Origin of the sequence: Streptomyces sp. NRRL F-5630 (genome assembly GCF_000719475.1) — a bacterium.
Lineage (GTDB): Bacteria > Actinomycetota > Actinomycetes > Streptomycetales > Streptomycetaceae > Streptomyces.
Genome location: NZ_JOGO01000139.1, coordinates 1 through 5,425 on the forward strand (window position 1 = coordinate 1; position 5,425 = coordinate 5,425).

The following is a 5,425-nucleotide window of genomic DNA, read 5'->3' on the forward strand; positions in this document are numbered from 1 at the left end:
CGTCCTTACCGTCCGGGGACCCGTCCCCGCCGCACCCCCTTCCGCCCACCCCCGCCGCCATCGCCGCGGCCCTCCGCGAGCGCATCGCGCGCGGGGTGCTCAAGGCGGGCGACCGCATCCCCACCCAGGCGGAGCTCTCGCAGGAGTTCGGCGTCGAGCGCGGCCGGGTGCGCCAGGCGCTCCAGGCGCTGCGCGCCGAGGGCCTGCTCAGCCACTCGACGAAGGGTGTCCCGCCGCGCGTCGCCCAGCCGGGCCAGGACGGCGAGCGCCCGGGTGGCACCCCCGAGCCGCGCCCCACGCTCGTCGCGCTCGGCCCCCGCCTCGTCCGGGCCTTCGCCGCGACCGAGGTACGGATCGACGCCCTCTGCCTCACCGCCGAATCCCTCATCCCCGCCGTGAGCGAGGCCGTCATCGGGGTGCACAGCGGGAGCCTGCGGCCCGAGTCCGTCGACGTGCGCATCCTCCTGCCCAGCCGCAGCATCGACCTCGCCTTCCCCGTCGCGGCCTCGGGCGAGCCGGTCGAGGCCGCGGCCGTGCACCGCCGCTGGCTGGAGATGCGCGACTCGCAGGTACGGGTCCTGAGCCGGACGCTCACCGGGCTGCGGCAGTCCCACGGCACGAAGGTCTCCGTCGCCTTCCGCACGGTCCCCTTCACCCCGCCCGTGAAGCTGTACGTCCTCAACGGGAGCGAGGCCCTCTTCGCCTACTACCTCGTGCGACGGACAGACGAGAACGGCGAGGACGTCCCCGAGATGATCGACACCTGGGGACCGCGCGCCCAGCTCTTCCCGTACGACGTCACGCACGGTCCGCGCGACGAGGTGTTCGTCGCGCAGTCCGCCCGCTGGTTCGAGGGCCTCTGGCAGACCATCAGCGAGGAGCTGAAACTCGACGGGTGACGACAACCAGGACGCACACGGAACCGGAACACACCTGCTTCGCACGGGAGTCGGGCCCTCGGCCTGGCCCCGGACCAGGGACGGAACCGGAGTTCGGGCCGACCGGACCCGTCCTTCGTGACGAAGGCCCCGCCGAGCCCCTCGGCGAACTGCTCGACCGCACCCGCTGGGTGCTCTTCGACTTCGACGGACCTGTGTGCCGCCTCTTCGCCGGGCACCCGGCGCGCGGCATCGCCCGCCGTCTGGCGAGCTGGCTCGACGCCCGCCCCGGCGGCCGGGCGCTCGCGGCGGGCGCCGCGCTCAGCAAGAACCCGCAGGCCCTCCTACGGGCGGTGGATACGCGGGACACGGAGGGCGGGACCGTCCGTGACCTCGAATCCCTGCTGACACAGGAGGAGTTGAAGGCGGTCGAGAGCGCCCGCCCGACCCCGCACCTCACCGAACTCCTCCACACCTGGTACGAGGCGGGCCGCCGCTTCGCCGTGACGACCAACAACTCCCCGCTCGCCGCCCGCCGCTACCTCGAACTCCAGCACCTGGACGGCTACTTCGCCGACCATTACCACGGCAGGGGCCTCCCGCTCCGCCTCAAGCCCGACCCGTACTGCCTGACCGAGGCGGTGAAGTCCCTCGACGCCGACCCCCGGGCGACGCTGATGATCGGCGACGAGCCGGGCGACGCGGAGGCCGCCCGCGCGGCCGGGATTCCCTTCCTCGGCTACGCCGAACGCCCAGCGCGCCGCGCAGCGTTGTGCGCGGCGGGGGCGAGGCACGTAGTGGCGTCGTACGCGGAGGTGCTGTAGGCGGGGGGCGGGGCGTGGCCGGGGGTGGCGGTGGTGCGCGTCCGGGGTGGCGGTCGCCCGGTGAGCCGAACGCGCACCGCCGCCACCTCGCCTCCCTCGGCGCTGCCCCGCCCGCGCCGGCATCCGCGTTCCCGCGCCCCAGCCGGAGTGCCACCGTCCCCTAGGCACCCGCGTCCCCGGCATCCCCCTCCGTGCCGCCGTCGCTCCTGTCCCGCCGCCCCGCCTCCGCACCCGCGTCACCTCCGTCACTGCCTGTGGTCACTGTGCGGCCTTCCGTGCGGGAGCCGACGCTCCCCGAGGGGCGCCCCCGGGAGGCCCTGGCGCCCCTGAACCACCCCCGCCCGGCAGGCGGCTCACCTCCGTCCCGCCACCCCCTCCTCTCGCCCGTCACCTCGCCCCTGACCTGGCGCGATGGGTGGCGCGGGCTGGCGCGCGGGGGTGGCGGACGGGTGGCGAAGGGGAGGAGGTGGTGCGGAGACTCGTACTGCCGTCCGCTGAATCGTTTTTTCATGGCCCCGCGAGCGGAGGCACCCGTTCCGCTCCGTTACGGTGAGCGAGCGGAGCCCCGGTGGGCGGGGCCGGTTCGGGAGTGGCACGTGCGCACCGTGAGGTCCGGTTGGCAGGGCAAGGAGCCGGGTGGCGGCGAAGGCGGTGGGCGGGAGGCCGCGCACAGCGGCACGCGCGGCGCCGCGCACGGGAGTTACGAGCCGCACGGCCCCCGCGCCGCGCACCACGCACCCGCTCCCCGTCTGCACGCCATCGCCTGCGGCGTCGCCCACGCCGCCGGGGCCCAGGCGGCGGGCGCCCAGGCCGCCGCGCCGGGGCGCCACCGCCCCGTACCGCCGTCCTCCGCAAGCCGGTTCGGCTGGACGCCGGACGAACGCGTGCCGCTGGCGCCGGAGTTCCCGCCCGCCGCCGTCACCGAGGCGCTCGCGGCGGCCCGTACCGCCGACCCGACGCGCGTCCGCGTGCTGAGCGGCACCGCGCACCGCAACGCCGTCGTCTGGCTTCCCGCCTGGCAACGCGCCGTCGTCGTACGGCGGTTCGCCCCCGCAGTCGCCGTCCGCAGGGAGCGCGGTTTCTACAGCGAGCACAGCGTCCTGGAGGCGATCCACGCCGCCTACGAGGACGGAGCGCCCGGCGCCCCGCGCGTGCCCCGGGTCCTCGCCCTCGGCCGCGACGCGGACGGCTCCTTCTCGCTCCACACGTACGAGGGCCCACTGCCCGCCCCGTCCCGCGTCACGCCCGACCGGCTCACCCCCCGCCACCCGGTCAACGGCCTGCGTGTCCGCGAGGCCGACGCCCTCGTCGACCAGCTCGCCGCCCTGACTCGCGTGGACTGCGCCGACCTCGAACCGGCCGCCGGGCGCCCGGAGTTCTTCGCCTGGCTGCGTGCCGAACTCGTCCGCCTCGTCGCCTCGCTCCCTGCCCCGGTCCTCGCCCGCGCGAACGCGAGCGGCCTGCCGGGCCCGGCCGCGCTCGAAGCACTGCTCGCCCCGCTCACCGTCACCCCACGCACCCCCGGCCTCCTCCACGGCGACCTCAACCCGTGGAACCTCGTCCGCCTCCCGGGTGACGACCTGGCCCTGATCGACTGGGAGTTGGCCCTGGCGGGCGACCCTCTCTACGAGCTGGTCCGCCACCTCCACCTCGCCCCCGCCCGCCCCTCCCTGCGCGCCCGGATGCTCGGACGCTGGAGCCGGGCGCTCCCCCCGGACCGCACGGCCGGCTGGGAGCGCGACGCCCCCGTCTACGCCCACCTCGAACGCCTCCGCAGCGCCTATCTCGACCTCGACCGCATCGTCACCGGCACGGCCCTCGACGCCCCCAACGTCGCCCGCGCGGTCCGCCGTCACGGCCGCACCCTGGCGGCGGCGCGCGCCTCCCTCGCGGCGCTCGGAGCAGCGGGCGGCGCGACCCTCTGAGTGCCGAGCCCGCAGGCTCCGCGCGCCCCCGCCGCGTCAGAACGTGCAGCGCACCTCGTTGAGCGCCCTCACGACGTCGGGTGCGAGACCGCCCAGCCGGTCCCGCACGTCACGGAGCAGCCACGCCGCGACCTCTCGGCGCGGGTCGTGTCGTGGCCCGTCCCACCAGCCATCGCCAAGGTCACTCAGGGAGTACGGGAGGTGGTCGATGTACTGTGCGAGGAGAGCGTCCGCGCAGGGGGTCCGGGTCGCCGCCCAGATGCCTAGCCAGGGCCGTACCGTCCCGCTCGCGACCGTGAGCACGCTGAGCACCTCTTCCGTGCAGGCGTCCCCGGCCTCGCCGTGGAGCACCGCCCGCCACCACGCCACCCCCACCGCCCAGAGCGCGTCCGTCAGCCCCGGGGCCCACTCCAGGCACCCCGCCTGCCGCAAACGGCACGCCACGACATCGGCCGGCACGCCGTGCTCGCCGCCCAGGACGGCGCGCCGGACGAAAAGCGGCGTCAGGCGTCGGTACAGGCGCGGAAAGTCGCTCCAGTGGTCGGAGACCTCCATGGCGGCGCCCAGGATCGTCTCCTCGGAGATCGCGGCGAGCGGCCCCGACAACTCGGCGAAGTGCTCGTCGGCCCAGCAGTACGTGCAGCCGGTGACGGGGAAGGCGGGCTCCGCCGCGAAGGCGGAGTCGAGGGCGTCGAGCGCGCTCAGGAGCGCGTGCCGGTACGAGGACATGGCGGCCTGCCTGCGGACTCCGGCCGGTGGCCCGGCGGAGAGGGGAGACTACCAGCCCGGGTGCGCCGGGGCCGCGCTTTGCGTGGGCCGCCGCCCTCGGCCCGGTTCGCCCGCCCCCCTGTCGTATGACAGTCGTTCCGTGACGTACGACGACGCCCGCCCCCCGCTTGCCTAGGATGGCCGGGTGCGAGCGAGGAGCGGGGCGGGTCAGGGCGCGGGCAACGGCGGTGCGGAGAGCGCGGACCAGGCGCCCGGTCTGCGGGAGCGCAAGCGCCTCCAGACCTACCGGCACGTGTCCGAGACGGCCATCGCCCTCTTCCTCGCACGGGGCTTCGACGCCGTGCCCGTCGCCGAGATCGCCGCCGCGGCGGGCGTCTCGAAGCCGACGCTCTTCCGGTACTTCCCCACCAAGGAGGACCTCGTCCTCCACCGTTTCGCCGATCACGAGGACGAGCCCGCCCGCGTCGTGACCGAGGCCCGCGCCGACCGCCGCCCCCCGATCGCCGCCCTGGCGGCCCACTTCCGCACGGGCCTCGACCGCCGCGACCCCGTCACCGGCCTCAACGACTTCCCCGCCGTCCTCGCCTACCACCGCCTCCTCTACGGCACCCCGTCCCTCCTCGCCCGTCTCCACGCCTACACCCACCGCTCCGAGACCGCCCTGGCCCGCGCCCTCGCCGGGGCTCCCGCCCCAGACGCGGACCTCCCGCCGCTCGCGCACCGCCTCGCCGCCGCCCAGATCCTCGCCGTCCAGCGCGTCCTCGCCATGGAGAACTGGCGCCGCATCGCGAGCGGAGCCACAGCGGACGCCCTCCACCCGACGGCCGCCCGCGAGGCGGAAGAAGGCTTCAGGGGACTGGCGGCGGCGCTGGGGGAGCGCTGAGCGGGACGGCACCTTTTTAACCGAGTAACAAATTTAACCGAGTTGCCCTAGGCTTCGGAGCTATGACGCCGAAGCCCCCCTCCGCCGACGCCTCGTCCACCTCGGCTACGCCCCCCACCACGTGCGCCCCGGCCCCGGCCCCGGCCACGCCCGCCTCGGCCCCCACCCCCGCCGGGCCCGAGCCCT

General features: G+C 75.7%; 5 protein-coding genes. 4 read left to right on the plus strand and 1 reads right to left on the minus strand.

What is annotated here, in order from left to right; translation table 11 throughout:
* The 3 genes from IF99_RS0129760 to IF99_RS0129770 all read left to right on the plus strand — a co-directional run.
* Positions 1–899 (plus strand): GntR family transcriptional regulator (locus IF99_RS0129760; protein ID WP_051703765.1); only part of this gene is annotated, 899 nt, incomplete at its 5' end.
* Positions 896–1,702, plus strand: coding sequence for an HAD family hydrolase (locus IF99_RS0129765; protein WP_031001488.1), 807 nt, complete (start codon positions 896–898; stop codon positions 1,700–1,702). The genes IF99_RS0129760 and IF99_RS0129765, both read left to right, overlap by 4 nt.
* Positions 1,703–2,298: 596 nt before the next feature.
* A complete protein-coding gene (locus IF99_RS0129770; protein ID WP_031001490.1) occupies positions 2,299–3,627 on the plus strand; it encodes a phosphotransferase family protein in 1,329 nt (442 codons plus the stop codon).
* 36 nt (positions 3,628–3,663) lie between these two features.
* On the opposite strand, the gene IF99_RS0129775 is transcribed toward IF99_RS0129770, so the two are convergent.
* A complete protein-coding gene (locus tag IF99_RS0129775) occupies positions 3,664–4,356 on the minus strand; it encodes a hypothetical protein (RefSeq protein ID WP_051703766.1) in 693 nt (230 codons plus the stop codon).
* Between the two features lie 184 nt (positions 4,357–4,540).
* Here IF99_RS0129775 and IF99_RS0129780 point away from each other — a divergent pair, with 184 nt between their 5' ends.
* On the plus strand, positions 4,541–5,239 hold the full coding sequence (locus IF99_RS0129780) for a TetR family transcriptional regulator (protein WP_031001494.1): 699 nt from the start codon (positions 4,541–4,543) through the stop codon (positions 5,237–5,239).
* Positions 5,240–5,425: the final 186 nt, after the last annotated feature.